Annotated in this window: 23 protein-coding genes; 15 read left to right on the forward strand and 8 right to left on the reverse strand. The window is 64.5% G+C overall.

What is annotated here, in order from left to right:
- The first annotated feature begins 1 nt into the window (after window position 1).
- A complete protein-coding gene (locus tag LU682_RS05505) occupies window positions 2–313 on the forward strand; it encodes a YqfO family protein (RefSeq protein ID WP_010952215.1) in 312 nt (103 codons plus the stop codon).
- A gap of 41 nt (window positions 314–354) precedes the next feature.
- On the opposite strand, the gene tatC is transcribed toward LU682_RS05505, so the two are convergent.
- The 3 genes from tatC to tatA are packed head-to-tail and all read right to left on the reverse strand — an operon-like array spanning window position 355 to window position 1,636.
- Window positions 355–1,116, reverse strand: coding sequence for a twin-arginine translocase subunit TatC (gene tatC, locus LU682_RS05510; RefSeq protein ID WP_010952216.1), 762 nt, complete (start codon window positions 1,114–1,116; stop codon window positions 355–357).
- Window positions 1,113–1,403 (reverse strand): Sec-independent protein translocase protein TatB, encoded by a 291-nt coding sequence (tatB, locus tag LU682_RS05515; RefSeq protein ID WP_003255013.1) that lies wholly within the window; start codon window positions 1,401–1,403, stop codon window positions 1,113–1,115. The genes tatC and tatB overlap by 4 nt, the downstream gene beginning before the upstream one ends.
- Window positions 1,403–1,636 carry a twin-arginine translocase TatA/TatE family subunit gene (gene tatA, locus LU682_RS05520; RefSeq protein WP_003255011.1) on the reverse strand — a complete coding sequence of 78 codons (234 nt, stop codon included), beginning with the start codon at window positions 1,634–1,636 and terminating at the stop codon, window positions 1,403–1,405. Before tatA ends, tatB begins: the two co-directional genes overlap by 1 nt.
- A 145-nt stretch (window positions 1,637–1,781) precedes the next feature.
- Between tatA and gspK the strand changes: the two genes are divergently transcribed.
- Window positions 1,782–2,747 (forward strand): type II secretion system minor pseudopilin GspK, encoded by a 966-nt coding sequence (gene gspK, locus LU682_RS05525; protein WP_010952217.1) that lies wholly within the window; start codon window positions 1,782–1,784, stop codon window positions 2,745–2,747.
- A gap of 129 nt (window positions 2,748–2,876) precedes the next feature.
- On the opposite strand, the gene LU682_RS05530 is transcribed toward gspK, so the two are convergent.
- Window positions 2,877–4,952, reverse strand: coding sequence for a PhoX family protein (locus tag LU682_RS05530; protein WP_010952218.1), 2,076 nt, complete (start codon window positions 4,950–4,952; stop codon window positions 2,877–2,879).
- A gap of 224 nt (window positions 4,953–5,176) precedes the next feature.
- On the opposite strand from LU682_RS05530, the gene LU682_RS05535 reads away from it, so the two are divergent.
- The 12 genes from LU682_RS05535 to LU682_RS05590 are packed head-to-tail and all read left to right on the forward strand — an operon-like array spanning window position 5,177 to window position 15,605.
- Window positions 5,177–6,817, forward strand: a complete 1,641-nt coding sequence (locus tag LU682_RS05535) for a bifunctional UDP-sugar hydrolase/5'-nucleotidase (protein ID WP_049588491.1) — start codon at window positions 5,177–5,179, stop codon at window positions 6,815–6,817.
- A complete protein-coding gene (locus LU682_RS05540; RefSeq protein ID WP_049588493.1) occupies window positions 6,817–7,239 on the forward strand; it encodes a pilus assembly protein PilZ in 423 nt (140 codons plus the stop codon). The genes LU682_RS05535 and LU682_RS05540 overlap by 1 nt, the downstream gene beginning before the upstream one ends.
- A gap of 21 nt (window positions 7,240–7,260) precedes the next feature.
- Window positions 7,261–8,997, forward strand: coding sequence for a type II secretion system secretin GspD (gspD, locus tag LU682_RS05545; protein WP_049588495.1), 1,737 nt, complete (start codon window positions 7,261–7,263; stop codon window positions 8,995–8,997).
- Window positions 8,997–10,445, forward strand: coding sequence for a GspE/PulE family protein (locus LU682_RS05550; protein ID WP_049588498.1), 1,449 nt, complete (start codon window positions 8,997–8,999; stop codon window positions 10,443–10,445). The genes gspD and LU682_RS05550 overlap by 1 nt, the downstream gene beginning before the upstream one ends.
- A gap of 3 nt (window positions 10,446–10,448) precedes the next feature.
- Window positions 10,449–11,651, forward strand: coding sequence for a type II secretion system inner membrane protein GspF (gspF, locus tag LU682_RS05555; protein WP_010952223.1), 1,203 nt, complete (start codon window positions 10,449–10,451; stop codon window positions 11,649–11,651).
- 17 nt (window positions 11,652–11,668) lie between these two features.
- Complete coding sequence (gene gspG / locus LU682_RS05560; protein ID WP_003254997.1) at window positions 11,669–12,103, forward strand: type II secretion system major pseudopilin GspG; 435 nt, start codon at window positions 11,669–11,671, stop codon at window positions 12,101–12,103.
- A 3-nt stretch (window positions 12,104–12,106) separates the two neighbouring features.
- Window positions 12,107–12,538, forward strand: a complete 432-nt coding sequence (gene gspH / locus LU682_RS05565) for a type II secretion system minor pseudopilin GspH (RefSeq protein WP_232885716.1) — start codon at window positions 12,107–12,109, stop codon at window positions 12,536–12,538.
- Window positions 12,535–12,903: a type II secretion system protein GspI gene (locus LU682_RS05570; protein WP_049588499.1), complete on the forward strand. Its 369-nt coding sequence runs from the start codon at window positions 12,535–12,537 to the stop codon at window positions 12,901–12,903. The genes gspH and LU682_RS05570 overlap by 4 nt, the downstream gene beginning before the upstream one ends.
- Window positions 12,900–13,490 (forward strand): prepilin-type N-terminal cleavage/methylation domain-containing protein, encoded by a 591-nt coding sequence (locus tag LU682_RS05575; protein ID WP_010952227.1) that lies wholly within the window; start codon window positions 12,900–12,902, stop codon window positions 13,488–13,490. Before LU682_RS05570 ends, LU682_RS05575 begins: the two co-directional genes overlap by 4 nt.
- A complete protein-coding gene (gene gspL, locus LU682_RS05580; protein WP_232857302.1) occupies window positions 13,487–14,563 on the forward strand; it encodes a type II secretion system protein GspL in 1,077 nt (358 codons plus the stop codon). The genes LU682_RS05575 and gspL overlap by 4 nt, the downstream gene beginning before the upstream one ends.
- A complete protein-coding gene (gspM, locus tag LU682_RS05585) occupies window positions 14,560–14,946 on the forward strand; it encodes a type II secretion system protein GspM (RefSeq protein WP_010952229.1) in 387 nt (128 codons plus the stop codon). Before gspL ends, gspM begins: the two co-directional genes overlap by 4 nt.
- Window positions 14,943–15,605, forward strand: coding sequence for a general secretion pathway protein GspN (locus LU682_RS05590; protein WP_049588502.1), 663 nt, complete (start codon window positions 14,943–14,945; stop codon window positions 15,603–15,605). Before gspM ends, LU682_RS05590 begins: the two co-directional genes overlap by 4 nt.
- A 159-nt stretch (window positions 15,606–15,764) precedes the next feature.
- Here the strand turns inward: LU682_RS05590 and LU682_RS05595 are convergent, their stop codons facing one another.
- The 3 genes from LU682_RS05595 to LU682_RS05605 form a co-directional block, all read right to left on the reverse strand.
- Entirely contained in the window at window positions 15,765–16,526 is a 762-nt protein-coding gene (locus LU682_RS05595; RefSeq protein WP_010952231.1) for a siderophore-interacting protein, read from the reverse strand.
- Complete coding sequence (locus tag LU682_RS05600) at window positions 16,519–17,064, reverse strand: PadR family transcriptional regulator (RefSeq protein ID WP_003254989.1); 546 nt, start codon at window positions 17,062–17,064, stop codon at window positions 16,519–16,521. Before LU682_RS05600 ends, LU682_RS05595 begins: the two co-directional genes overlap by 8 nt.
- 89 nt (window positions 17,065–17,153) lie before the next feature.
- Window positions 17,154–20,303 (reverse strand): transglycosylase domain-containing protein, encoded by a 3,150-nt coding sequence (locus tag LU682_RS05605; protein ID WP_010952232.1) that lies wholly within the window; start codon window positions 20,301–20,303, stop codon window positions 17,154–17,156.
- 391 nt (window positions 20,304–20,694) lie between these two features.
- Between LU682_RS05605 and LU682_RS05610 the strand changes: the two genes are divergently transcribed.
- Entirely contained in the window at window positions 20,695–22,113 is a 1,419-nt protein-coding gene (locus LU682_RS05610) for an amino acid permease (protein ID WP_003254987.1), read from the forward strand.
- 36 nt (window positions 22,114–22,149) lie between these two features.
- Here LU682_RS05610 and LU682_RS05615 read toward each other — a convergent pair whose 3' ends face one another.
- Window positions 22,150–23,769: an FMN-binding glutamate synthase family protein gene (locus LU682_RS05615; protein ID WP_010952233.1), complete on the reverse strand. Its 1,620-nt coding sequence runs from the start codon at window positions 23,767–23,769 to the stop codon at window positions 22,150–22,152.
- Window positions 23,770–23,863: the final 94 nt, after the last annotated feature.

A 23,863-nucleotide genomic window follows, 5' to 3' on the forward strand; every position in this document is an offset into this window, starting at 1 on the left:
CGTGTACAAGCTCGCCTTCTTCGTCCCCGCCAGCCATGTCGAAGTGGTCAAGGCCGCTGTGTTCGCCGCGGGCGGCGGGCGCATCGGTGACTATGACCACTGCGCCTGGCAAACCCTTGGCCAGGGCCAGTTCCGCCCGTTGGACGGCAGCCAGCCGTTCCTCGGGCAAGCGGGCCAGGTCGAGGCGGTGGAAGAGTGGAAGGTGGAGCTGGTGGTGGCTGACGAGCTGATTGTGCAGGTCGTCGCTGCGCTCAAGCAGAGCCACCCGTACGAGACGCCAGCCTATGAAGTCTGGCGGCTCGCCGAGTTCTAGAACGCATCACGGCTATTCGCGGGCACGCCCGCGAAAGGGCCCTACAATCCAGCCACAATCTCCTTGCCTGGCTCCGGCCGCTTCAACATTCCACAAGCCAGCAACCCCATCTCGAACAGCACCCACATCGGCACTGCCAGCATCGTCTGCGAAAACACATCCGGCGGTGTCAGGATCATCCCCACCACAAAGCACCCGACGACCACGTAGGGCCTGCTGCGCCGCAATGTGGCCACATCGGCCAACCCTGCCCAGACCACGATGAACGTCGCCACCGGGATCTCGAACGCCAGCCCGAACGCCAGAAACAGCGCCAGGATAAAGTCCAGGTACTGGCTGATATCGGTCATCATCGCCACGCCGTCCGGTGTCACGCTGGCAAAGAAACCGAACATCATCGGGAAAACCAGAAAGAACGCGAACGCCATGCCGGCATAGAACAAAACGATGCTCGATACCAGCAGCGGCAGGGCAATGCGCCGTTCACGGCGGTACAGCCCCGGCGCCAGAAAACCCCAGGCCTGATGCAGCAGCAGCGGCATGGCCAGGAACAGGGCGCACATCGCGGTCAGCTTGAACGGTGCCAGAAAGGGCGAGGTGACGCTGGTGGCGATCATGCTCGCGCCTTCCGGCAAAAAGCGCCGTAGCGGCTCGGATATGAGCGTGTACAGTGTCTGGGCAAAGGGGAACAGGCCGGCGAACACCAATGCCACCAGCGCCAGGCAACGCACCAGGCGTTTGCGCAGGTCGCGCAGGTGTTCGGTCAGGGGCATGCTCGCGGCAGGGTCCATGGCGATACTCATGAAGCATTTTCCTTGGGCAGCACGGCCGTGGCCGCATCATTGGCCGGTTCCGCGTTCAGGCTGATGCCCTGGCGGATCTCCTGTTCCAGGCGTTGCAGAGGTGCCTGGTCGAGGTTGGGCATCTCGATTTCGCGCTCCACCTGCGTGCGCAAGGCGTGCATGGCCCGGCGCGCCTGGCCCAGGCCGCGGCCGAGGGTACGGGCTGCCACCGGCAGGCGCTCGGGGCCCAGCACCAACAGCGCGACGACGCCGATCAGCAGCAACTCGCTGAAGCCTACCTCGAACATCAGGCCTGGCGGTCCGCTTGAGATTGCTGGGCAACTTGGCCGTTCAGCGGGCACTGTTGCTGCACATGCGCCTGGTCAGCGGCGCTGGCGTCATTGTCACCACCCATGGACTTGCGAAAACCCTGGATCGCCTCGCCCACATCGCTACCCAGGCCCTTCAGGCGCTTGGTACCAAACAGCAAGAACACGATCAGCAGTACGATCACCAGTTGCCAGATTCCAATGCCACCCATAGCGACCACTCCTGTAAGGTCATGAAAAGGAAGGGCAATCCTGCCTTGCCTAGATGACGTGCACATGACGAACGGGCATTGCCATCTAGCTGAAACACCCCGCGTGTTGACTGGCGTTTTTATTCCGCGAGCGAGGCATGCACGGATGGGTGGAAGGCAACAGCAGGGTGCGGCCCTTTTGATGGTGATGGTGGTGCTGGCAATGCTGGCGGCGGGCATGGCCTGGCTGGTGGAAGATGGCCGGCGTCAGGTCGACGAAGTGCGCCTGCTGCACCAGCGAGTGCAGGTGCGGGCCATGGAGCAGGCCGGCCTGGCCTATGCCGGGCAGGCCCTGCGTGACCCCGCCTGGCGGCTCAGTCCGCTGTTCTGGCAAGCCTTGCGCGGGCAGCCGCTGAACTACGACTTTGGCGCTGGCCAGGCGCAGTTGCGGGTACGCGACCAGCACACCTGCTTCAACGTCAATGCATTGCTCGGCGCCGACGGCGAACGCGCCGAGCGCCAGTTGCGTTACTTACTGGGCAATGACATGGCGGCCGAACGCCTGGTCGATGCCCTGGCCGACTGGCTTGATGCCGACAGTGATGCCCGCCTGCAGGGCGCCGAGAGCGCCCAGTACCTGCGTCAGCAACCGCCACGGCTGGCGGCTGACCAGCCGATGCTCGACACCAGCGAGCTGAACCTGTTGCTGGAGCCGGACGCCAGCCGCCAGGCGCGTTACCCGATGCTGTGCGCCTTGCCCCAGACCACGGGTTGGCGGCTCAACGCCAATGCGCTGGGGTTGGAGCATCTGCCCCTGCTGGAGGCGCTGTATGAAGGGCGTTACTCGCGTTCGTTGCTCAGTCGCATTGTCAGCGGCAGGCCGGCGTCGGGGTTTGTGGACGCGGCTGCACTGCGTCAGGCGCTTGGGGCGGTGGATGACGAAACGTTCGAACGGTTGAGCGAAGGGCTGCTGCTCAACAGCGGGCATTTTCTGTTGCAGCTGTCGTTCGAGGAAGAGGGGCGGGTGATGCGCAGCGAATTCCAGGTGGAGGCGCTGGGGGTGGTGCAATGGCATGCCCGTGTACCTGCGCAACAAGTGCGGGTGCGTAGCCGGGAGCCGATAGCCTGGTAACGTTCACCGACCTCTTAGCGGGCAAATCCGCCCCTACGCTGGTTCTGAAACCAGTGAACCCCCCGTAGGAGCGGGCTTGCCCGCGAAGAGGCCGGTACAGCCAGCAAAAGTTGGCTGACCGGCACGGGATCAAACGGTCCCGATCTCCCCACCATCAATACGCTGGATCACCACCGTCGAAGCCCGCGGCCGTACGGTAGCCCCAGCCGGCGTTGCATCGGTTGCCTTGTCGGTATACGGCCAGTTGTCCGGGTGTTGAATGTTGACGAACAGCGTCTTGTTGTCCGGGGTAAAGGTAATCCCGGTCACCTCGCAACCATTTGGCCCGACAAAGAAGCGCCGCAGGTCCACCTGGTTCTGTGCGTTCACCGGCACCTGCTTGCCGCTGGCATCCACCAGGTCGGTAGGGATCACCGCCAGCAGCTGGTCGTTGGTGTAGTCGGTCAAGGTGGTTTCGCCGTTGTCGGTCTCGAACCACAGCACGCCTCGGCTATCGAAGCTCATGCCGTCGGGGCTGGCGAACTGGTTCAGTTCGGTCAGGCCGGAGCGGTTGATGTCGGCGGTGCCGGCAGCGTTGGCGCCGAACACGAAGATGTCCCAGGTAAAGCTCAGCTGGTCGTCGCTGTCGTGCCAGCGAATGATGTGGCCGTGGCGGTTCGGGCCGCGTGGGTTCGCTGCATCGACCTTGTCCGGGGTGCGTGCACTGTTGTTGGTCAGGGTCAGGTATACGTCGCCGTTCAGCGGGTTGACCGTGGTCCACTCCGGGCGGTCCATCGGCGTTGCGCCCACGGCATCGCCGGCACCACGGGTGTTGAGGATGATGCCCGGCAGGTCACCATACAGCGCACCCAGGGTGCTGCCGGCGGTGGTGGCGGTGGCCACGTCCAGCAGCAGCCATACACCGGTGCCGTCGGCATTGAAGCGGGCCACGTAGAGCTTGCCTTGGTCGAGGTACTTGGCGCCGGTGGCCAGGCGGTCGGCCGGGGTGGCGTCGGCGGGGTCCCACACGGCGGTGGACACCCACTTGTACAGGTACTCGTTGTTCGAGTCGTCACCCATGTACCACACCAGCGGCTTGCCGGCGACGGGCAGGCCGGGGGCGCAGCCCTCGTGACGGAAGCGGCCCAGCGCGGTGCGTTTGGTGGCCAGGGTGCTGCTGTTGTACGGGTCGATCTCGACGATGTAGCCGTAGGTGCTGGCTTCGTTGCGATAGTCGTCGGTGGCGCTGGCGCCTTTGACGGTAACGTCGAAGCGGGCGAATTCGTCGTCCACTTCGCTGGCGTCACCGGCAGCGCTTTCCCACTTGTACTGGCCGCTGGAAGTGCCCACGCCAATGCGGCGCTGGTCCTCGGGGCGGGTGCCTTTGTTGACGAAAATGCCCGGCCAGTTCTCTTCGCAGGTCAGGTAGGTGCCCCACGGGGTATAGCCGTTGCCGCAGTTGTTGTTGGTGCCACGGCAGTGGGTGCCAGCAGTGGAGTATTTGGTCTTGACGTGGTCGGTGCCACGCAGCGGGCCGGTGATCTCCATGCGTGAAGCAGTGGTGAAGCGACGGTTCAGCGGGTCGTTGTCGACCACCTGCCAACGGCCGTTGATTTTCTGCAGGCGTACGACGCCCGCACCGTGTGCGTTGATTTCCTTGCGCACTTCTTCAACTGGGCGCTTGCCGTTGACATCGGTAGTGGGGCCGGCCGGGTGCAGGGCGGCAGTGTCGATGTACTCGAAATTGATCGCCAGCAGGCCGTCTTCCGAGCTGCCGTTGATGGGGAAGAAGTGCATGCCGTCGTGGTGCATGCCCATGGCGTTGGCCTGGTCGGTCGAGGTGTTGCTGCCGTCGGACTTCCACGGGTTGCCGTTGCTGTTCAGTGGCGTACCCCAGGGCGCCAGCACGTAGGCGCTGTAGCCGGCGGCGACCACACAGGCGTCGGTGCGCGAGCCTGGGATGGACTGGAAGCCCAGTGCCAGTTTCGGCACTTCCGGCTCGGTGACTGGCGGTTCGGTCACCGGTGGCTCGGTGACCGGATCATCGTGATCGGAACCACCACCGTCGAAGCAGCCTGTCAGGCCGGTACCGGCAATCATGGCGATGGCGGCGCCCAGGCTGCCGCGCATCACGCTGCGGCGGCTCAGGTAGGCGTCCATGACGTTGGCCATCGGCAGGTTGCCGCTTTGGTTCCGGTCCAGGTTGTCGCCGGTATCTCGACTCATCAGGGTGTCCTTGTGTTGGCTGAGTTGGAGGAAACCGCGACTTTAAGGCGCAAGTGTGATGATTCCTTGGCAGAAATGTTAACGAGCTTTTAAAACTGCCAGTTCTTAAATTTTTGGTCTACAGATCAAATTGGAATTGCTGTCGGATTTCTGCCATCAAACTGTAATGCCAACGCCGCAACATCCGGGTCCCTGAATGGACGTGGTTAAGGATGGCGGATGCGATGGCGAGCAGTGTGCACAGGCGCGAAGTGATCGGCTGGATGGGTATCGGTGCCTTGGCACCGCTGCTCGGCGCCTGCACAGCCTTCCCAGGGCAGCAGGGCGGCAATGCCCAGCTCGACTTGCTGTACGTCGCCGATACCCTCGATGCCCGCCAGCCTGGCCAGGCGGTGGTACCGGCTACCCGGTTGGGGCCGGTCAGCCACTTGGGCCGTGCGCCCTGGATGACCGGCCGCAGCGCCAGTATCGCCTACCCGCAACTGGCGCCGCTGCTCGATGCCCGCCAGGCAACGACAGCCCAGCTGGGCGGTTATGCGGTACTCGCGGCGTTGCTGGAACAACTGCGTGGCGAGGCCGGTGCGGGCAACAGCCTGACCCTGGAAAACGGCCAGGGCTGGAATGGCAGTGGCCTGGCCTACCTGACCCAGGGCGAAAGTGGTGTGCAAGGCAGCCAGCTGCTGGGCATCGAAGCGCGGGTCAGCAGCGACGAGCGTGTGCTGTGGCCACAACGCAGCACGGGCCTGTATCGCCAGGCCAGCGCCATTACCCTCGGCGCCGGGCTGGCAGACGCACAACGCCAGGCACTGGGTGTGCAAGCCCTGCACGTTTTCGAGCGCGGCGGTGCCCGTATTGCAGTGGTTGGCGTGACCGACCCGTACGCCCAGGATCAGAAAGCCTCACTCAAACAGTGGTACCAGTCTCTGCTGCCGGTATTCGAGCAAGCCCGGCACGAGGCTGACCTGGTGGTGGCCATGGCCGATGCAGGCACGGGCCCCGGCCTGTGGCTGGCTGAACGGGTGCCGCAAATCGACGTGCTGTTGTGCGCCCGTGGTCAGGACCTGTGGCCCGCACCGGTCGAGGCCACCCAGGCCAGCGGTCGGCGCGTGCCGGTGCTGTTTGCCGGCTGCCGGGGCAGCGGTGCCTTCCGCCTGCGCTGCCAGCGTGTGGCCGGCCAGTGGCAGTTCGACGGGCGTTTTTTCCCGGCCTTTGAACAGCAACTGGCGCCTGCCGCGCAGCTGCGTGTCGCGCAATTGCAGGCGCAACTGCGCCAGCAACGGGCCGGCCACGCGGCCTGGCTCGACCAGCCGCTGGCCCGCGCGCCCCAGGCCTTGTGGCGCCGCGATACCCGTGGCGGTAGCTGGGACTGCCTGCTGCATCAAGCCTTGGCCGACGATAGCAGCATGCCCGTGTTGCTGCCGGGCTTGCGTTATGACTACCCGCTGGCAGCGGGGGCGGCCATTACCCGCGAACATCTGATCAGCCTTACCGGAGGCTACCCCGCGCCAGTGGTCGAGGCACCGGCCCGGCAGGTTGAGCAAGTGCTGGAAAACGCCGCTGAGCAATTGTTCGGTGACCCGCTGCTGCTGGACAACAGCCAGGACCTGCCGCGCTGGCAGGGCCAGGCCTGGAGCGTCAGCTACAGCCCGCAAGGCAAGCGCATCACGGGGTTGGAGCCGGTGCAGGGCCTGTGCCGCACCTTTGGCCTGCAGTTCGAAAGCCAGGCCGGCGAGCCACTGTGGCAGCGGGTCGAGGCCTGGCTCGCCCGCCAGCCTGAGGATTGGCAACTGGCGCCGCTGCAACTGCCCGAAGTGCGTTACGTGCAGGGGCACCCAGGCTGGCACCCACGGCAATTGGCCTCGTGATGCTCACCTCGCGTCTGCTCACCGGTGCTGGCCTGACCCTGGCCGGCTGGCTTTCTGCGCAGTGTGTGCTGCAGTTGAGCCGGCAGCCACACCCGGCCACGGCGCCTGCGGTGGCCGACAGCCCGCTGCCCGGGCTGATGGTTGGTCACTGGCAGGCGCCGCCCGACGACGGCGCCATCACCATCACTCGTCTGCCGCTGCAATACCTCGGCGGCCTCAAGGCCCAGCCATTGGCCGCCAGTGTGGTGGTGCTGCGCTACGGCGAGCAAGTGCGCACCCTGGCCCGCGGTCAGCGCCTGGCGCCAGGGATCGTGCTGCAGGACATCGACAGCGATGGCCTGATTTTCAACAACCAGGGGCGGCGTGAGCGCCTGCCCTGGCCGCCACGCCCCGCCGTGACCGGCTTCAAGCGGCAAGGATGAACGATGCCTGTTAGATACTGCATGGCGGCTGCGCTGAGCCTGGCCTTGTCCATGGCCTATGCCCAAGAGCCGGTGTTCGATGACAACGGTACGCCGATGTACGAAGTGAATTTCGTCGATACCGAACTCGGCGAGTTCATCGACAGCGTGTCGCGCATCACCGGCACCACCTTCATCGTCGACCCCCGGGTCAAGGGCAAGGTCACCGTGCGCACCGTCGACCTGCACGACGCCGACGCCATCTACGACATCTTCCTGGCCCAACTGCGCGCCCAGGGCTATGCCACCGTCGACCTGCCCAACGGCAGCGTGAAAATCGTGCCCGACCAGGCCGCGCGCCTGGAGCCGGTGCCAGTGGAGGCGGGCGGGCAGCAGGGCGAGGGCAGCGACAGCGTGGCCACCCGCGTATTCAGCGTGCGCAACGCCGCCAGCGAACAGGTACTGGGCATCCTCAAACCGCTGATCGACCCGCGAGTTGGGGTTATTACACCGTACCCGGCGGCGCACCAGTTGGTGGTGACTGACTGGCGCAGCAACCTCGAACGCATCGCCAGCCTGCTGCGCCAGCTCGACCGCCCTCAAGAGGTACCGGGCAGCGGCAGCACCCAGGTGATCTACTTGCGCCATGCCAATGCCGGCGAAGTGGTCAAGGTGCTGCGAGGGCTCAGCCAGGAAGGGGCGGTGCCGGTTGAAGGCGCGGGTGAGGCAGAGGGCAAGGACCGGCCGGTGGTGCCAGCCGCCGGTGGCTCGGGCATCCGCCTGGAATACGAAGAAGGTACCAATGCCGTGGTCATGGTCGGCCCCGACAGCGAGCTGGCGGCGTACCGGGCCATTGTCGAGCAACTGGATATTCGCCGTGCCCAGGTGGTGGTCGAAGCGATCATCGCCGAGGTGTCCGACAGCAGCGCCCAGGAGCTGGGCGTGCAGTGGCTGTTCGCCGACGAGAAGTTCGGCGCCGGTATCGTCAACTTCGGCAGTAACGGGGTGAATATCGCCAGCATCGCCGGCGCCGCCGCCAGTGGCGACAACGAGGCCCTGGGCGATCTGTTGTCCACCACCACCGGTGCCACGGCGGGCATCGGCCATTTCGGCGGTGGCTTCAACTTCGCCATGCTGGTCAACGCGCTGAAGGGCAAGAGCGGCTTCAACCTGCTGTCCACGCCCACCTTGCTGACCCTGGACAACGCCGAAGCGTCGATTTTGGTCGGCCAGGAGGTGCCCTTCGTCACCGGCTCCGTGACGCAGAACAACGCCAACCCGTACCAGACCATCGAGCGCAAGGAAGTCGGGGTGAAGCTGCGCATCAAGCCGCAGATCAATATCGACAACAGCGTGCGCCTGGACATCGTCCAGGAGGTGTCGTCGATTGCCGACACCAGCTCGGCCAGCGACGTGATCACCAACAAGCGCGAGATCAAGACCAAGGTCATGGTCGAGGACAACGGCCTGGTGATACTTGGCGGGCTGATCAGCGACGAGTTGAGTACCAGCGACCAGCGTGTGCCACTGCTCGGCGACATTCCTTATCTTGGCCGGTTGTTCCGCTCCGATGCCACCCGCAATACCAAGCAGAACCTGATGGTGTTCATCCGCCCGCGTATCCTGCGCGACGGGCCGAGCCTGGCGGGCCTCAGTGAAGACAAGTACCGCACCTTGCAGCAGACCACACCGCTGCAGTTGCCGGACCTTGCAGAGGGCACGCGGCTGCTGCAGGTATTCCCCGCCAGCCGCGCACGCCTGGAAGGCGGTGACTGGTGATGCTGCCCTATCGCCAGGCACGGCAGAGCGGAGTGGCCATGGCCCCGGCAGAGCAGGGCTGGCAGCTATGGCTGCGGCCCGACGCCGACAATGCCCAGTTGCAGGAGTTGCTGCGTGTGCATGGCCAGCCAAGCCTGCTCGAATACCTGGAACCTGCGCTGTTCGACGAGCGCCTTGGCCAGCTGTACCAGGCCGGCGATGCCGCCACCGAAGCGTTGATCGAAGGCATCGGCGACCAGGTCGACCTGGATAGCCTGATGAGCGAGATGCCGCGCATCGAAGACCTGCTTGAAAGCGACGACGAAGCCCCGGTGATCCGCCTGATCAACGGCCTGTTCGGCCAGGCGCTGCGGCTGCGCGCCTCGGATATCCATATCGAGACCTTCGAGCAGAGCCTGGTGGTGCGTCTGCGGGTCGATGGCCACCTGCGTGAGGTGCTGCGTCCTCCACGTGCGTTGTCGGCCATGCTGGTATCACGGATCAAGGTCATGGCCCGCCTGGACATTGCGGAAAAGCGTCAGCCCCAGGACGGCCGCATCACCTTGCGCGCGGCGGGGCGCGAAGTGGACGTACGAGTCTCGACCTTGCCCGGCATCCACGGCGAGCGGGTGGTGATGCGCGTGCTCGACAAGCAGGCCAGCCTGCTGGCGCTGGATAACCTGGGCATGCCGGCAGCGGTATTGCAGGGCCTGCGCAGTTGCCTGGCGCGGCCCAACGGCATTGTGCTGTCCACCGGGCCGACCGGTTCGGGCAAGACCACGACCTTGTACGCCAGCCTGAACAGCCTCAACGATGGCAGCCGCAACATCCTCACCGTCGAGGACCCGGTGGAGTACGCCATCGCCGGCATTGGCCAAACCGCCATCAACCCGCGTGCCGGGCTGACGTTTGCCAGTGGCCTGCGCGCCATCCTGCGTCAGGACCCTGACGTGATCATGCTCGGCGAAATCCGCGATCAGGAGACTGCGCAGATCGCCGTGCAGGCCAGCCTCACCGGCCACCTGGTGCTGTCGACCTTGCACACCAACAATGCGGTAGGCGCAGTGACCCGCCTGCGCGACATGGGCATCGAGCCCTTCCTGATCGCCTCGTGCCTGCGCGGCGTCCTGGCCCAGCGCCTGGTGCGGCGTTTGTGCAGCTGTGCCGTGGCGCACCCGCTACAGGCTGCCGAGCGCGAGCTATGGCCTGAGCTTGCGGCGTTGGGCTGCTCTTATCACGCCGTGGGTTGCGAGCAGTGCCAGGGCAGCGGTTATATCGGGCGACTGGGGTTGTACGAATTCATCGAGCTGGACGCTGGGCTCATCGGCCTGTTGTACGACGGCGCCAGTGAGCTGGCCATGCAGGACTATCTGGCTGACCGGCGCCAAAGCCTGGTGGCGATGGCCAGCGATTGCCTGGCTCGCGGTGAGACCAGCCTGGCCGAAGTGCTGCGCGTGGTGCAGGGCTAAGGCATGCCGACCTATCGCTACCAGGCCGTTGACCTCGCCGGCAAATCGCACAAGGCCAGCCTGCAGGCTGACAGTGAACGCCACGCCCGCCAGCTGTTGCGCGAGCAGGGCCTGTTCGCCCGCCAGTTGCAGCGTCATGACGCCGGCAGCCGACAACCCCGACGCCAGCGCCTGAGCCGCGCCCAGCTGTGTGAGCTGACCCGTCAGCTGGCCACCTTGACCGGGGCCGGCATTCCCTTGGTCGATGCCCTTGCCACCCTTGAACGGCAACTGCGTCAGCCTGCCCTGCACAGTGTGCTGGTGGCCTTGCGCGGCTCACTCGCCGAAGGCCTGGGCCTGGCCCGCAGCCTGGCCCGGCAGGGCGCACCGTTCACTGGCTTGTACTGCGCGCTGGTCGAGGCCGGCGAACGTTCCGGGCACCTGGCCCAGGTGCTGACCCGCTTGGCCGACCACCTGGAGCAGGTGCAACGCCAGCAACACAAGGCCCGCACAGCGCTGATCTACCCCGCTGTGCTGATGGGTGTGTCGCTGGCCGTGGTGATTGGCCTGATGACGTTCGTCGTGCCCAAACTCACCGAGCAATTCGCCCATGCCGGGCAAAGCCTGCCGCTGATCACCTCGTTGCTGATCGGCCTGAGCCAGGGGCTGGTGCACGCCGGGCCCTGGTTGTTAGGGGTGGCGCTGTTGCTCGGGGGGCTGGCTGGCTGGTTGTTGCGCAAACCGCACTGGTGCCTGCGTCGCGACCAGCTGCTGCTGCGCCTGCCGCGTATTGGCAACCTGCTGCAGGTGCTGGAAAGCGCGCGTCTGGCGCGCAGCCTGGCGATTCTCTGTGGCAGTGGCGTGGCCCTGCTCGAAGCCTTGCAAGTGGCCACCGAAACCATCGGCAACCGGCGTATCCGCCTGGCCATGGAGCAGGTGCGCCAACACGTGCAGGGCGGCACCAGCCTGCACCGTGCGCTGGATGCCAGCCAGCAATTCCCGCCGCTGCTGGTGAACATGGTTGGCAGCGGCGAGGCCAGCGGCACCCTGGCGGACATGCTCGAGCGCGTGGCCGACGACCAGGAGCGCGGCTTTGCCCGCCAGGTCGATACCGCCATGGCGCTGTTCGAACCCCTGATGATCCTGGTGATGGGCGCCGTGGTGCTGTTCATCGTGCTGGCGGTGCTGCTGCCGATCATGCAACTCAACCAGGGCCTGCAATTGTGACGACGAGGAGTATTGCCATGCAGCATCGACGTAACCGCCAACGCGGTTTCACCCTCATGGAAATCATGGTGGTGATCTTTATCATCGGCCTGCTGATTGCCGTGGTAGCGCCCAGCGTGCTGGGCAACCAGGACAAGGCCATGAAGCAGAAGGTGATGGCCGACCTGGCCACCCTGGAGCAGGCGCTGGACATGTATCGCCTGGACAACCTGCGCTTCCCCAGCAACGAACAGGGCCTGGCCGCGCTGGTGAAAAAGCCGGCTCAGGAGCCGCTGCCTCGGGCCTGGCGCAGTGATGGCTACGTGCGTCGCCTGCCGGAAGACCCGTGGGGCACCCCTTATCAGTACCGCATGCCCGGTGAACATGGCCGGGTCGATGTGTACTCGCTGGGCGCCGATGGCCTGCCGGGCGGCGAAGGCCAGGATGCCGACCTGGGTAACTGGGCGCTGTAACCGGTGCGCGGTCAGCGTGGCTTCAGCCTGATCGAGCTGCTGGTGGTGTTGGCTATCGCCGGGCTGATGACCGGGCTGGCGGTGGCCGGCCTTGGCAACGGCCAGGCCAGTGTCGAGCAGGCCCTGCAACGGCTGGCGGTCGAGGTCCGCGGCCAGGCCGCACTGGCCCGGCATGCGGGGCAACTGCGCGGGTTGCGCTGGAATGGCCAGCGACCGGAGTTCGTCCGCGGCGAGGGCAATGCCTGGGTGGTCGAAGCGGTCCCGCTCGGCGACTGGCCCAAGGGCCTGCACCCGGACTGGCCGGCCAGCCCGCAACCGCGCGTACTGTTCACGCCGCATGGCTGGGCGCAGGCGGGTAGTGTGCGCTGGCGCTGGGCCGATGGCAGTCAGCAATGGGCCTGGAGCCGCACCGATGGCATGTGGTTAGTGCCATGAAGCAAGCACAGCGTGGTTTCACTCTGCTGGAGGTGACCGTAGCCCTGGCAATCGCTGCCGTGCTGGCGGTGATCACCAGCCAGGTACTGCACCAGCGGCTGGCCGTTCAGGACAACCTGCAACAGCACCGCCTTGGCCTGTTGTGCGCGCGTGAGCTGCAAGCCCGCTTTGCCGTCGAGCAGTACTGGCCTGCCGAAAACCAGGTAGCCGGCGAGCTCGGCCAAGGTGGCCAGCGGTGTCACTGGCAACTGCAACTGCGCCGCACCGGCGTGCGAGACCTGCGCCGTGGCGAACTGCAATTGTTCGCCGACCGCGACCAGCGCCTGCCACTGGGCCAGTACACCGTGTTTCTGGAGCGCCCATGAAACACCGCCAAACCGGCCTGACCCTGATCGAACTGATGGTCGCCCTGGCCCTGACTGCCGTTCTTGGCATCATGCTCGCCGCGCTGGTCAATGGCTGGCTGAAGGTGCGCGAACGCCTGCAGGACACCACTCGGCAAATCTCGGTGCTGGACTTTTGCCTGGCCCTGGAGCGGCGCTTCGACAGCCCGGTGCTGCGCCGTGTCTACGACCAGCGTCTGCCGCTGGCCAGCCGTTGGCTGGACTGGCAGCCCGCCAGCAACCAGTTGCTGTGGGTCGCCAGCACCGGCCTGCCGGCAGCCGAAGGTGGCTCGCGCCTGCAACGCCAGCGCCTGCGGTTCGAGGCCCGCGAGCAACGCCTGCTGCTGGAAAGCTCGGCGGACCTGTACGCCGCTGGCGCCCCGCGCTGGGTACAGCGCGAACGACTCGACCAGGTCAGCGCCATGAACGTTCTGTTCTACCAGGGCGGCCGCTGGCTGGCCTGGCCTTCTGACCAACCGGTGCACCCAGGTCGTGGTGTGCGTCTGGAACTGCTGCGTGATGGAGCCCCCTATGTCTGCACCTTCGCCCTTCCATGGGGGCGCTCATGAAACTTGAATGGCGACGGCGTACGCCGGCCCAGGCGTGGCTGCTGCTGCGCCCGGGTGCTGTCTGGCACTGGGCACTGGTTCAGGACGGTATTTTGCAAAGCGAGGGGCAGGGCGAGCCACCGGCCAACCCGCAGGCCCATGTTGCGCTGGTTCTGCCTGCCGAGGCGTGCAGCCATTTTCGCGTGCCGGCCCCGCCCGGGCTCAAGCGCGAAGAATGGCCTTTGCTGCTTGAGGATCGCTTGCTGCAGGCCCCGCATGAGGTGGCCTGTGCTTGCCTGGCCCGTGAACCGGGGTACCTTCGTCTGTTGGTAGTGGCGCGTCAGCAGCTGGATGACTGGCGTGGCCAATGCGCCGAATGGGGCTTGCAGACGGTACGTTGCTGGGCGGAGCTGCAGCTGCTGCCATCACCCGAGCCAGGATGCGCCTGGCAATGGCAACGCACCCCCGGCATGTCGCTCTACAAAGGCTTGGCCGAAGATGGACAGGAGCACTGGCTGGCGTGGCCTGATGCCTTGGGTGGCGTGCCGCAGCCACCGTGGGCAGTGCTGCACAGGACGTCGCTGAGCGGCAATTGGCCAACCGTATTTGCGCCGCTCGACACACTGCCCGGCCTGTTCGACCGCGCCCGCAAGGTGCGCTCGTTGCCGGCCGCCTCCCGCCAGCAGCAGCGGCTGCTGGCAGCTTGCCTGGTGCTGGCTACCGTTTGGGGTGGCCTGTGGTTGAGTCAGCAATGGCGTCAGGCGCAACTCTGGCGCAGCCAGGTCATTGCCGTGACCGGGGAGCAGGCCAGCCCTCGGCACGCGGCACAGGCCCTCAAGCGCCTGCGCGAGAGCGTACTGCAGCAGCAACTGCGTACACGTCAGCTAGACGACCTGCAGGCTCGCTTGCAGACCTGGCTGCGTGACAACCCCGGCTTGCGCCTGCAAGCGGTGCGCTTCGATGGTCAGCGTTGGCACCTGCGCCTGGAGGGCGAGGGCAGTGCGCCGCCATGGCCTGATATGGCGGCTGCCGCTGGCGCCACAGTGCAGGTTCAAGATGGCCAAGTGATCTTCGACCTGGGAGCAGCCTCATGAACCGTGACTGGCTGCAGCGTCATCGCATCACGTTCGCCTGGGGACTGATCGCCCTGCTGCTGGCCTTCCTGGCCCTGCGCGAAGGCATTGCGCAATGGCGCGTGCTTGGCCAGTGGCGTGTGCTGGCCGAACAGGCGGCCAGCCTCCAAGGCGGGCCCGGTTTGAACCTGGAGCGGCTACGTCAGTCGGCCCAGGCCCGTGGGGTCGAACTGATTGAAGTCGATACGCAAGGCAAGGCCTGGCAACTGCGTGGGCAGGTGGCCGATGAGCGCATGCTGCAAGGCTGGGTGCAGAGCCTGCGTGCAGAAGGCGCATTGCCGTTGCAATGGGGGCTGGAGCAGCAGGGCAAGGCTTTGCGATTCGACCTGGTGGTGCAGCCATGAGCCGCAGTGCAGCAATGGCCTGGGTGCTATTGGTATTCGTGCTCACGCTGTTTATCGAGCTTCCGGCCAATTGGGTGGTGCGTGCGTTCGGCCTGCCGGTACGCGATGTTGGTGGAAGCCTCTGGCAAGGGCAGGCACAACAATGGGGGCCGGTCGGGCCTTTGCGCTGGACGCTGCAGCCCTGGCGCTTGCAGGCTAATGCGCAAGTGGGGTTCCAGGGCCAGGCCTGGCAGTTGCGTGCAGAAGGCTGGCCTTGGCATTGGCGGCTGGAGGCATCAGCCAAGGGGGCTTTGGCGACGGTCTCGACGGATTACCGCCTGGCCGGCCAGTGGCAGGGTGTGTTGAGGATGCAGGGGGCAGGGCGCCAATGCCAGGCCAGTGAAGGCCGCGTGATCGTAACCGACCTAGCCCTCAGCGACCCTTGGTCCCTGGGCCTTGGGCACGGCTGGCTGGAAATGGATTGCCGCAGTGGCTGGCACCTGCGCGGGCAGTTGGCGCAGCAAGGGCAACATCAACTGACCGTGGATGCCGACCTGCCAGGACGCCAGGTGCAGGTGGTGTTCCAGCTGCAGCCTGAAGCGCAGTTGACGCCATTGTTGCGTGGGGCTCAATGGCTTGGACCGCAGGCCCTGGCGGGGCAGCGAGACCTTCGTTGGTAAGCAACAACGTGGCGCGGCCCCCTGTAGATAGGCTGTTGGCGGTCGAGCTTTTCTGAGGTGCTTGGGGCTGAACCGCTTGGTCTTATCAAATGGTTTAAACCGCGAAGCAGGCTGCGCTTTGCGTGGCACCGGCGAAGACGGCAGATCAGGCAATCACGATCACTCGTCGTCCGCAGTCCCGTTGGCCCGCCAGTAGGCTGCAGCCTTTAGCGCATCTTCCGGCACCCCTTTCTCCAGCAACAACGCCTTGGCCTGGCGAGTCAGGGCTTTTTCCAGCGCCACCCAGGCATACAGCTGGCCTTGCGGCAAGCTCAGGTTACGCACCAGCTCCAACAAGTCTTCCCCTTGGCGACGTGCCCAGATCACTTCCACCTGCGCCTTGCTTGGCAGCGGCTGGCGCTCGTGCTCGTCTTCGATCTGGATCACTGCCAGCACCTGGCGGCCCGCCGGCAACTCCTCCAGCCGACGGCCAATGGCCGGGATGGCAGTTTCATCACCGATCAGCAGGTAGGCGTCGAAAATATCCGGCACCACCAGCGAGGCCCGTGGCCCTGCAATGTCCAGGGTTTGCCCGGGCGCGGCTTGCGCGGCCCAGGTAGAGGCAGGGCCGTCGCCGTGCAGCACGAAGTCGATGTCCAGCTCATGTGCCACCAGGTCGATGCGCCGTGGTGTGTACTCGCGCATGGTGGGCCGCGCGCCACCGTCCTTGCCCAGATTACGGGCCTCGATGGCCTGTTGTTGCTCCGGCGTTTCGGCGAACAGCAGCTTGATATGGTCGTCGCTGCCCATGCTGGTAAAGCCTTGCAGCTCGGCACCCCCCAGGGTGATCCGGCGCATGCGCGGGGTCAGCTCGGTGACCCGCAGCACCTGCAGACGGCGCTGGCGGATCTCGTGGTTTACGCGGTGAATGGTGTCACTCATGGGGCGTCTCCCTGAAAGGTTCGGTGGGCCCGGAGGCGATGGCCTTGGCGGTATGGTTGAGCAGGTCACGGACCCGTTCGATTTCTTCCACTGTCCAGCGGCCGCTGTGCATGTGCAGTGCATGGCGCAGGTTGCCGACCGCTTCATGAATCTCTGGTGGGCGGTCGTGGCCGCGCAGGGCGCGTTTGCTGACCTCGATGCGCATGCGCACGCCATCCAGGGCCACTGCCTGATCCGCCAAGGCGCTGCGGCCGGCATCGGTGATGGCATACAGGCGTTTGCTGCCTTGTACCTGGCCGCTGATCAGTTCGGCCTCTTCAAGGAAGTTCAGCGTGGGGTAGATCACTCCAGGGCTTGGGCTGTAGCTGCCGTCGAACAGATTTTCGATCTGGCGGATCAGGTCGTAACCGTGGCCGGGCTGCTCGGCCAGCAAGTCCAGCATCAGCAGCTTGAGGTCACCCGGGGCGAAGACACGCGGGCCGCGCTCGCCACGGGCGGGGCGCCGCTCGAAGGGATCATGAGGGGGATGTTCGCGCATAGGGATAGGGCTCCGTCGTTTGCGATATATCGTAAGATATTACTCAAGATATATCTAAAGACAAGCCCTTCAATGCTGATGATTATCATCTACTGCGTCGATGTGTTCCCTGCCGGTGACGGTGTGTGCAGGGCAACCTGTGGCGGCTTGCACTCATTCGGATTGCCCGGCTGCAGGTAAGGCATGAGGATCGGTGCCATGCCCTTGAGCACCTGCACCGGCAGCGCCGAGGTAAATTTGAACGCTTCTGCCGTGCGACCCGGCACGAAGGCGGTCAGCGTGCCGAAATGGTTGTCGCCAAGGAAGAACACGAAGGTGGCGGTGCGGTTCAGCGAGCGCGAGCCGATCAGCCGGCCGCCGGCGCCAAAGCTCTCGATTCGGTTGTCACCGGTACCGGTCTTGCCGCCCATCACCAGCGGCGTGCCGTCCTGCAGCTTGAAACTGCCGGAAATACGCCGCGCGGTACCTGCATCGACCACTTGCGACATGGCGCCTTTGAGTGCACGCGCCACTTCGACTGGCAGAATTCGCACGCCCCGGTCAGGGTCTGTGATCAACTTGGTCTCGTAGGGTGTGTTGGCTGCGAAATGCAGGGTGTCGATGCGCAGGGTAGGCAGGCGAACACCGTCGTTCTGGATGATCCCGACCAGTTCGGAGAGGGCAGCGGGGCGGTCGCCGGAGCTGCCGATGGCGGTGGCCAATGAGGGCACCAGGTGGTCGAATGGATAGCCCACGCGTTTCCAGCGTTGGTGGATATCGAGGAAGGCTTCGATTTCGACCATGGTGCGGATGCGGCTGTCACGGGCGCCCTGGTGGCGGCTCTTGAACAGCCAGCCGTATACCTCCTGGCGTTCGAAACGACTGGCGTTGATCATCTCGGTCAGTGTCGAGCTCGGGTTCTTCAGCAGGTAGCCAAGCAGCCACAGGTCCAGCGGGTGGACCTTGGCGATGTAACCCTGGTCGGGCAGGTCGTACTTGCCGGGGCCGTAAGCTACGTACATCTCGGACAGACGGCCATCGGTCAGTTTGCCCAGCACGACCTTGTCACCCTTGAGGTGGGCACGCACGAACGCGTTGAAGGTTTCCTGGCTTGCCTCGGGGAACAGGTAGCGGTGTACCGCCGCCAACCGCTGTGGGGTCACGCGCATGCTGTCGAGGAAGGTGTCCAGGCGTTGTTGCGAGGTTTTACGCTGGTACTTCTTCCAGAAGCGCATCAGGTAGTTGGTGCCTTCCTTGTCGGCAAAGCGCGCAAGGTACTCCTGGCGGCGCGGGTCGGCATCGTCCTTGAGCAGCGGCACGCGGTTGTACGGCTGCTGGTAAGTCACGTAGCGCACCAGGTCGCGCATCAGCCGGATGAACGGCAGGTTGATCGACTCGCGCAGTGCATCCTTGAGTGTCGGGTTGCGGTTGTTGTCTTCCTTGCGGAAGTTGTTGAACACATGCATCCCGCCACCGGTGAAAAACGCTTCACCGGTGTTGGCCGAATACTTGCGCTCGAGCGCGGCGTCGAGCATGGCGTCAAGGCTCTGGTTCTTGCTGTTCAGCGCCAGCCATTCCAGCGACCATTGCGTGATGCGGTCGAGTTCGGCCACTTCGACCTTCTTCAGCTCGGCGGCAGGTTTGCCGGCGTACTTGTCGTGCAGCTCGGCGATAATTTCAAGGTAGGTGGTCAGTACCCGCAGCTTGGCGGTTGAGCCCAGCTCCAGCTTGCTGCCTTCGTTGATGTCGAAGGGCTGGTTGGTGCTGTCGGTCTGCACCCGGACCCGCGAGCCATCGGCGGTGCGTTCGAACAAGGTGAAGCTGTAGCTCACCTGGTCGGTGGTCTTGGCAGTGAGCAGCCGCTCGCCGATCAGGCCGATCTGTGCGGCAAACTCCGGGTCGGCAAGGTTTTTCAGGTACTGGCTAACCTGCAGTTGCAGGTCGGCCTGCAAGGTACTGGTGGCTGACAGGTCGAGGCGGTCGAGGTCGTACAGCGGGCGATTGAGCATGGCCGACAGGCGGTTGCGCGCCAGGCTGATGCCCTTGTTGGTAATGATCGGTACGATGGTCGGCTGCGCGACCCAGTCGCGGTACACCGCCTTGCTGGCCAGCGCGGCATCGGCCAGCGGCTGATCGATGACCTTGTTGGCGGCAAGCAGCCGAATGTGCGAATCGGTGAGCTCGGCCAGCTCGACCCGGCCCTTGGACAAGTAATGCGAGGGGCGGCGCTGGGCAATCATCAGCGACAGCACCTGGCGTAGGGCCAGGCCACGTGCGGCCATGCTCTGGGGGTCGGTGGCGGTGGCGTTCAGGGCCTGGTTGACTTGGTCGAAGTCGGCGCCGTACCACACCCGCAGGCCCTCGGCCATGCCATGCACCTCGCCATGCCCAGGCACAGCCGACAGCGGTACGCTGTTGAGGTAGTCGCGCACGATGCGCTGGCGTGCCTCGGTGGTGTCGGGGCCGCCCTGGTAGGCACGCACGCTGGCAGAAATCATCTGCCGGATCTTCTCCGCGCCCGACACCGTCAGGCCGTCGGGTGAGTGGCGATATTTCTCCAGCTGTGTGGCCAGGGTGCTGCCGCCGGCAGACTGGCCGGGCAGGGCCAGGTACTTGGCGACCTGGCTGTAGGCGGCCTTGGCAAAGCGTGGCCAGTCCACTGCCGGGTTGTTACGTGGGTCCTGGGTATCCAGCAGGTCGCGGTTTTCGATGAACAGCAAGCTGTTGACCATCACGGGAGGGATCGCTGCAAAGTCCGGGTACAGGTGCTGGGGGTAGTTGTACTGGTACAGCGTGTCGCCGCGGCAGTCGGTGATCGACAGGCCGGCCTGGATTTTCTCGATATAGGGGGCGAACAGCCCATGATCGACGTAGTTCATCAATGCGGGTGAGAACTTCACCTGTTCGCTGATGAGGTAGTCGCGCTTGAGCAGGCGTGGCAGGAATTCACCCAGGGCGCTATAGCCCAGGCGTTTGTCGAACGGCCCGTCACCGGGGTAGATGATGGCATCGCTGGGACCGGGTTGCAGCGAATAGGTCAGTGTACTGGCCAGTTTGCTGAACTCGCGCGATTGCAGTTCAGAGGTACGGAATTCGTCATACGCGGCAACACCGATGGCAACCAGCGCCACCAGCAGGATGAGGATGATCAGCCGCCACCATAGCCGACGCTGACGGGGGGACTTGGGTTGTGGCGTCTCGGCCGGAGGTATCTCGGGTGCTTCCGTTCTGCTTGGTTCCGATTGCCACAGTGCGCCCATAATCTTCTATCCGGCCAAGTATTTTCGTCTTGCTTGTCTGAAGCTTAGACGTTGAGTGGATAGGGTGAAAAATTTGTAAGAAGAAGGAAAAAGTCATGTGGGGCTATGCGGCTTTGGTGTGGGTTCCTTCAACGGACGATGTTGCTATGGTGCCCCGGCGATTTTTGGGGCGTGTGGCGGCCCCAGAGTTCTAGCCAAATTTCTGCATATATACAGTGAAAACTCCTACAACGGTCTTCCTATACTGCTCGCCCCCTTCGCCTTGCCGGGCGCTCTACTCCGGCACACGGGCCGGTCCACAAGGCCAGCCTGGCAAGCCAATGCCACGCCTATCGGCTTGGTCGCGGCGGCACGAAGGTCAAATCCAATAACAAAATGAGGTTGTATTGCTATGCCAGTCGGCAACCACTCTGCCCACGGCCAGGCCACTGAAGGCGGCCCGCTCAAGCGTGAACTGGGCGAACGGCACATCCGCCTGATGGCGCTGGGCGCCTGTATCGGTGTCGGTCTTTTCCTCGGTTCGGCCAAGGCGATCGAAATGGCCGGCCCGGCCATCATGTTGTCCTACATCATCGGCGGCCTGGCCATTCTGGTGATCATGCGCGCCCTTGGTGAAATGGCCGTGCACAACCCTGTCGCCGGCTCGTTCAGCCGTTATGCCCAGGATTACCTCGGCCCATTGGCGGGCTTCCTGACCGGCTGGAACTACTGGTTCCTGTGGCTGGTGACCTGTGTTGCCGAAATCACGGCAGTGGCCATCTACATGGGCATCTGGTTCCCCGACGTTCCGCGCTGGATCTGGGCCCTGGCGGCGCTGGGCAGCATGGGCGCGGTCAACCTGGTGGCGGTGAAGGCTTTTGGTGAGTTCGAGTTCTGGTTCGCGCTGATCAAGATCGTCACCATCATCGCCATGGTGCTTGGCGGCATCGGCATCATTGCCTTCGGCTTTGGCAATGACGGTGTGGCAGTGGGGATCTCCAACCTGTGGAGCAACGGCGGTTTCATGCCCAATGGTGTGACCGGCGTGCTGATGTCGCTGCAGATGGTGATGTTCGCCTATCTGGGTGTGGAAATGATCGGCCTCACCGCCGGTGAAGCACGCAACCCGCAAAAGACCATTCCGCAGGCCATCGGCTCGGTGTTCTGGCGCATCCTGCTGTTCTACGTCGGCGCGTTGTTCGTGATCCTGTCGATTTACCCGTGGAACGAAATCGGTAGCCAGGGCAGCCCGTTCGTCATGACCTTCGAGCGCCTCGGCATCAAGACCGCTGCCGGCATCATCAACTTCGTGGTCATCACGGCGGCGCTGTCGTCGTGCAACGGCGGCATCTTCAGCACCGGGCGCATGCTCTATAGCCTGGCACAGAACGGCCAGGCGCCGGCGGCCTTCGCCCGCACCTCGAAGAACGGCGTGCCACGCAATGCGCTGCTGCTGTCGATCGGCGCGTTGCTGCTGGGCGTGCTGGCCAACTACCTGGTGCCAGAAAAGGTCTTCGTCTGGGTGACCTCGATCGCCACCTTCGGTGCGATCTGGACCTGGGTGATGATCTTGCTGGCGCAGCTGAAGTTCCGTGCCGGCCTTACCACTGCCGAGCGCAAGGCACTGAAGTACCGTATGTGGCTGTGGCCGTTGAGCTCGTATCTGGCACTGGCCTTCCTGGTGCTGGTGGTGGGGCTGATGGCGTACTTCGAGGATACGCGTGTGGCCCTGTACATCGGCCCGGCGTTCCTGGTGTTGCTGACAGTGCTGTATTACACGTTCCGCCTGGCGCCGAAAGACGCACAAGGTGTGACGAGTACAGCCTCCTGACCTGACGTGGGGCCGCTTTGCGGCCCCAGCGTTCTCTCAGGCCGCCACTTCGCTGTGCGGCTCGAAACTGTCCGCCCGGGCCAGTTGCCACATCCGCGAATAGAACTGGCCGTTCACCTCGCCGGTCAGCAGCTCACCTGGCTTCAAGAACACATGCATCTGCGAGAACAGCTTGATTTCGGTGGCCGAAATGCGCCGCACCAGGTGCTTGGCCTCCAGTTGTGCCGGATGCTCCAGGCCTGCCGCCGCCAGCATTTCTGCCAAGGCACGCAACGTGTTGTGATGGAAGTTCAGCACCCGCTGGGCTTTGTCGGGCACCACCAGCGCGCGCTGGCGCAGCGGATCTTGCGTGGCCACGCCGGTCGGGCATTTGTTGGTGTGGCAGCTTTGCGACTGGATGCAGCCGATGGCGAACATGAAGCCGCGTGCCGAGTTGGCCCAGTCGGCGCCAATGGCCAGCACGCTGGCGATGTCGAAGGCGCTGACAATCTTGCCGCTGGCGCCCAGCTTGATCTTGTCGCGCAGGTTCAGGCCGACCAGGGTGTTGTGCACGAACAGCAGGCCTTCACGCAGTGGCACGCCGATATGGTCGGTGAACTCCACGGGCGCTGCGCCGGTGCCGCCTTCCTTGCCATCGACGACGATGAAGTCGGGCAGGATGCCGGTTTCCAGCATGGCCTTGGCGATGCCCATGAATTCCCACGGGTGGCCCAGGCAGAACTTGAACCCCACTGGCTTGCCGCCGGACAGTTCACGCAACTGGGCGATGAACTGCATCATTTCGATCGGTGTCGAGAAGGCGCTGTGGCGCGACGGTGAGATGCAATCCTCGCCCATCAGCACGCCACGGGTTTCGGCAATTTCCTGGGTGACCTTGTGTTTGGGCAATATGCCGCCATGGCCGGGTTTGGCGCCCTGGCTCATCTTGATCTCGATCATGCGCACCTGAGGGCTGCGCGCCTGGGCGGCGAAGCGTTCGGGATCGAAGCGCCCATCTGGCGTGCGGCACCCGAAGTAGCCGCTGCCCAGTTCCCACACCAGGTCACCACCGTGCTCGCGATGGTAGGGGCTGATGCTGCCCTCGCCGGTGTCATGGTGGAAATTGCCCAGCTTGGCGCCCTGGTTGAGCGCACGGATGGCATTGGCGCTGAGCGAGCCGAAACTCATGGCCGAAATGTTGAAGATCGACGCGGAATACGGCTGGCCGCACTGCGGCCCACCGACGATGACACGGAAGCTGGTCGGGTCAGCCAGCGGTGCCGGGCGCATGGAGTGGCCGATAAACTCGAAACCGGATTCATATACGTCGATCAGGGTGCCGAAAGGTTTGTCCGAGGCTTCGTTCTTCGCCCGGGCATACACCAGCGAGCGCTGGGCGCGGGAGAAGGGCAGGGCATCGCTGTCGGACTCCAGCAGGTACTGGCGGATTTCCGGGCGAATGGCCTCGACCAGATAGCGGATGTTGCCGAGAATCGGGTAGTTGCGGCGTACGGCGTGGCGCTGCTGCAGCAGGTCGAACAGGCCGATCAGGCTGAGAATGCCTGTGGTCAGGGTGAACGGCCACAACCATTCGTGGTGGCTGAAGGGGAGGCTCGCCAGGGTGAACAGCACACAGGCGGCGAAGAAGGCATAACGACTGAGAAGTGACAGGCTCATACAGGGTCCTTGCGATGGCGCGGTCAGGCTCAGGGCCTGGGGGCAAACCCCGACCATAGCCAAGTTGCCGGGCACTGCAAAATAAAATCGGGGT

The sequence above is a fragment of the Pseudomonas alloputida genome, assembly GCF_021283545.2.
In the GTDB taxonomy this organism is placed as follows: domain Bacteria; phylum Pseudomonadota; class Gammaproteobacteria; order Pseudomonadales; family Pseudomonadaceae; genus Aquipseudomonas; species Aquipseudomonas alloputida.

What these genes read in the sequence shown, in the direction of transcription:
- tatC (WP_010952216.1), bottom strand. Translation starts at nt 1,116, where the DNA reads ATGAGTATCGCCATGGACCCTGCCGCGAGCATGCCCCTGACCGAACAC.
- tatB (WP_003255013.1), bottom strand. Translation starts at nt 1,403, where the DNA reads ATGTTCGAGGTAGGCTTCAGCGAGTTGCTGCTGATCGGCGTCGTCGCG.
- tatA (WP_003255011.1), bottom strand. Translation starts at nt 1,636, where the DNA reads ATGGGTGGCATTGGAATCTGGCAACTGGTGATCGTACTGCTGATCGTG.
- gspK (WP_010952217.1), top strand. Translation starts at nt 1,782, where the DNA reads ATGGGTGGAAGGCAACAGCAGGGTGCGGCCCTTTTGATGGTGATGGTG.
- LU682_RS05530 (WP_010952218.1), bottom strand. Translation starts at nt 4,952, where the DNA reads ATGAGTCGAGATACCGGCGACAACCTGGACCGGAACCAAAGCGGCAAC.
- LU682_RS05535 (WP_049588491.1), top strand. Translation starts at nt 5,177, where the DNA reads ATGGCGAGCAGTGTGCACAGGCGCGAAGTGATCGGCTGGATGGGTATC.
- LU682_RS05540 (WP_049588493.1), top strand. Translation starts at nt 6,817, where the DNA reads ATGCTCACCTCGCGTCTGCTCACCGGTGCTGGCCTGACCCTGGCCGGC.
- gspD (WP_049588495.1), top strand. Translation starts at nt 7,261, where the DNA reads ATGGCGGCTGCGCTGAGCCTGGCCTTGTCCATGGCCTATGCCCAAGAG.
- LU682_RS05550 (WP_049588498.1), top strand. Translation starts at nt 8,997, where the DNA reads ATGCTGCCCTATCGCCAGGCACGGCAGAGCGGAGTGGCCATGGCCCCG.
- gspF (WP_010952223.1), top strand. Translation starts at nt 10,449, where the DNA reads ATGCCGACCTATCGCTACCAGGCCGTTGACCTCGCCGGCAAATCGCAC.
- gspG (WP_003254997.1), top strand. Translation starts at nt 11,669, where the DNA reads ATGCAGCATCGACGTAACCGCCAACGCGGTTTCACCCTCATGGAAATC.
- LU682_RS05570 (WP_049588499.1), top strand. Translation starts at nt 12,535, where the DNA reads ATGAAGCAAGCACAGCGTGGTTTCACTCTGCTGGAGGTGACCGTAGCC.
- LU682_RS05575 (WP_010952227.1), top strand. Translation starts at nt 12,900, where the DNA reads ATGAAACACCGCCAAACCGGCCTGACCCTGATCGAACTGATGGTCGCC.
- gspL (WP_232857302.1), top strand. Translation starts at nt 13,487, where the DNA reads ATGAAACTTGAATGGCGACGGCGTACGCCGGCCCAGGCGTGGCTGCTG.
- gspM (WP_010952229.1), top strand. Translation starts at nt 14,560, where the DNA reads ATGAACCGTGACTGGCTGCAGCGTCATCGCATCACGTTCGCCTGGGGA.
- LU682_RS05590 (WP_049588502.1), top strand. Translation starts at nt 14,943, where the DNA reads ATGAGCCGCAGTGCAGCAATGGCCTGGGTGCTATTGGTATTCGTGCTC.
- LU682_RS05595 (WP_010952231.1), bottom strand. Translation starts at nt 16,526, where the DNA reads ATGAGTGACACCATTCACCGCGTAAACCACGAGATCCGCCAGCGCCGT.
- LU682_RS05600 (WP_003254989.1), bottom strand. Translation starts at nt 17,064, where the DNA reads ATGCGCGAACATCCCCCTCATGATCCCTTCGAGCGGCGCCCCGCCCGT.
- LU682_RS05605 (WP_010952232.1), bottom strand. Translation starts at nt 20,303, where the DNA reads ATGGGCGCACTGTGGCAATCGGAACCAAGCAGAACGGAAGCACCCGAG.
- LU682_RS05610 (WP_003254987.1), top strand. Translation starts at nt 20,695, where the DNA reads ATGCCAGTCGGCAACCACTCTGCCCACGGCCAGGCCACTGAAGGCGGC.
- LU682_RS05615 (WP_010952233.1), bottom strand. Translation starts at nt 23,769, where the DNA reads ATGAGCCTGTCACTTCTCAGTCGTTATGCCTTCTTCGCCGCCTGTGTG.